The sequence below is a fragment of the Azospirillum isscasi genome, from assembly GCF_030849505.1.
Taxonomy (GTDB): domain Bacteria; phylum Pseudomonadota; class Alphaproteobacteria; order Azospirillales; family Azospirillaceae; genus Azospirillum; species Azospirillum isscasi.
Window position 1 is genome coordinate 1 of the sequence record NZ_JAUJFI010000307.1, and the last position, 2,585, is coordinate 2,585.

At 69.9% G+C, this 2,585-nt stretch carries 3 protein-coding genes and 1 pseudogene; all 4 read right to left on the bottom strand.

From position 1 onward, the window contains the following. Nucleotides 1–25: 25 nt before the first annotated feature. The gene (gene tnpC, locus QSG27_RS28465) at nt 26–1,576 is read right to left on the bottom strand and encodes an IS66 family transposase (protein WP_306712159.1); all 1,551 of its coding nucleotides are present in this window, start codon (nt 1,574–1,576) and stop codon (nt 26–28) included. 69 nt (nt 1,577–1,645) lie between these two features. Next, a complete protein-coding gene (gene tnpB / locus QSG27_RS28470) occupies nt 1,646–1,999 on the bottom strand; it encodes an IS66 family insertion sequence element accessory protein TnpB (protein WP_306712161.1) in 354 nt (117 codons plus the stop codon). After that, on the bottom strand, nt 1,999–2,364 hold the full coding sequence (gene tnpA / locus QSG27_RS29325) for an IS66-like element accessory protein TnpA (RefSeq protein ID WP_407653284.1): 366 nt from the start codon (nt 2,362–2,364) through the stop codon (nt 1,999–2,001). The genes tnpB and tnpA (QSG27_RS29325) overlap by 1 nt, the downstream gene beginning before the upstream one ends. A 66-nt stretch (nt 2,365–2,430) precedes the next feature. Continuing rightward, nucleotides 2,431–2,577, bottom strand: a pseudogene (gene tnpA, locus QSG27_RS29330) (IS66 family insertion sequence element accessory protein TnpA); the annotation flags it as partial. Between the last annotated feature and the right edge of the window lie 8 nt (nt 2,578–2,585).

Below are 2,585 nucleotides of genomic sequence, written 5' to 3' on the forward strand. Positions count from 1 at the left end.
GTAAGCGGGGCGCGATCGCACCGGATCAGGTGTTGACGGCTGGCGTCCAGTTCCACGGCAGGAGTTCGCCGAGGCGGCTGGCGGGATGGCCGTTCACCATGCGCTCCAGGATGTTGCGGAGGTAGGCGAAGGGCTCGACGCCATTGAGCTTGCAGGTCTCCACGAGCGAGGCGATCACCGCCCAGCGGTGGCCGCCGCCCTCGGAGCCGGAGAACAGGCTATTTTTTCGGCCCAAAGCCACCGGCCTGATGCAGCGCTCCACCGTGTTGGTATCCATCTCCACCCGGCCGTCGCCGAGGTAGACGCACAGCGCCGTCCAGCGCCCGAGCGCATAGCGGATCGCCTCGGCCAACTTGGAGCGGCCCGGCAGACGCGGCAGTTCCTGCTCCAGCCACACCTTCAAGTCAGCCACCTGCGGGGCGGCGTCAGCCTGCCGAACCTGTCGCCGCTCGTCGGCTGTACGGCCGCGGATGCGCTCCTCGATCGCATAGAGCCGGGCGATGCGACGCAGCGCCTCCGCCGCGATCGGCGAGCCGGCCTCGGCCAAATCATAGAAGCGCCGACGGGCATGGCTCCAGCAGGCCGCCAGGGAAACCCGGTTGCCGGCGGTGAGCCGCCCGAACCCGGCATACCCGTCCACCTGCAGCACCCCGTGAAAATCCCGCAGGTGGCTGGCCGGGCGCTCGCCCTTGCGATCGCCGGTGTAGGCATAGACCACCGCCGGCGGGTCCGGCCCCTGCCAGGGGCGATCATCGCGGGCATAGGCCCAGAACCGGCCGATCTTCACCCGCCCCGTTCCCGGAGCCAGCGTCGGCATCGGCGTGTCGTCGGCGAACAGCTTGGGCGAGGCGAACACCGCCTTGGCCAGTTCGTCGCGCACCGCCTCCAACCACCAGCACGCTTGGCCCGCCCAGCCCGCCAGCACCGAGCGGTCAACCGGAAACCCGTTTCGGGCCAGGATCTGCGCCTGCCGGTAGAAGGGCAGATGATCGCAGTAGCGGCTGGTGATGATGTGCGCCAGCATCGCCGGCGTCGCCATGCCCTTGGCGATCGGCTTGTCCGGAGCGGGGGCCTGATGCAGCGTCCCACAGCCGCGGCAGGCATACTTGGGCCGGCGGATGCGCAGAACGCGGACCTGGGCCGGCACATAGTCCACCATCCGCGCGATGGTTTCGCCGGCCGCGTGCAGGGCGCCACCGCAGCAGGGGCAGACGGCGTTTTCGCCATCCAGCCCGTGCGGCTTCACGGTGACGTCGTGGTGCGGCAGATGGTCGGGCCAGTCCCGGCCACGGCCCGGCGGTTCCTTGGCCGGCGGTTCAGGATCGCTGGCGGCGAGCTTCGCCTCGACCCGGGCGATGTCCGCCTCCAAGTCCTCCAGCCCCAAGTCGAGTTGATCGGGATCGAGCCGTTCGGAGCGTCGCCCGAAGACGGTGCGCTGCATCTGCCGGAGCTGCTGGCGCAGGGCTTCCAACTCTGCCAAGTCGGCTTTCTGACGCTCGACGAGTTCGGCCAGATCGCGCACCAACTGCTGGAGCAGGGCCGGATCGGCGGGCAGATTGTCGAGGTCGAGGCGCATGGCCGAGTCTACCCCGGATCGCCGTCCGGGGCCAGCCAAACCCGCGGATTTCCTCGCTTTTCTGCGCTCTCATCCAGCCGCCGACGGGCGCGGGACCGGCACCGTGTGGCGCCAGTCCAGCCCCTCCAGGAGCAGGGACAGCTCGGCCGGCGTGAGCACCACCGTGCCGCCCGGTGTGCGGGTCGTCGGCCACACGAAACGCCCCTTCTCCAGCCGCTTGGCGAACAGGCACAGGCCGTTTTGATCGGCGTAGAGGATCCTCAAACGTCCAGCCCCTTTCCCACGGAAAATGTAAAGGTGGCCGGTGAACGGGTCCTTGCCGAGGGCCTGCTGCACCAGCAACGCCAGCCCGTCGAAGCCACGGCGCATGTCGCACGGTTCCAGCGCCAGGTAAATGCGCACGCCGGCCGGGATCGAGAGCATCACGACCGCTCCAGTACGCTCAGGACCCGGCGTAGCGCCGCGGCATCGACATCGCGGTCGACGCGCAGCCGCCGCCCACCGGCGAGTTCGATCTCGATCAGTCCGCCGCCCGCTGACGCCGGGGGCGCTGGAATAGGAGCAACGGGTGCGGCATTCGCCACCTCAACCGGCGCGAACACGGGCGGGGCTTCGGTCGGGACCAGCAGTCGGCGGCGCCAGCGGAACAGCAGGCTGGGATCGACGCCGCGGCGGCGGGCGACCAGCGACACGCTCATGCCCGGCGCGCAGGTCTCCGCCACCAGCCGTTCCTTTTCCGTCTCCGACCAGCGGCGCCGGCGGGGAGCCGCCTCGACGATCTCCATCATCAGCGGAGCGCTCGCCGTCATAGGGACAGCACCAGGGCTATCCCCAGGACCAGGAGCGCTCACCTCGTCCTCCGCGGTCACCCGGCGCGACCACCGCCCCAACGCCCAGCGGTCGACCCCATGCACCTCGGCGTAGGCTTTCAGCGTCAGCCCGCTCTCCCGCCACGCCTGCACATGCTGACGCCAGAGTGCCTCCCGATCCGTCCCCGACATGCTGGTCC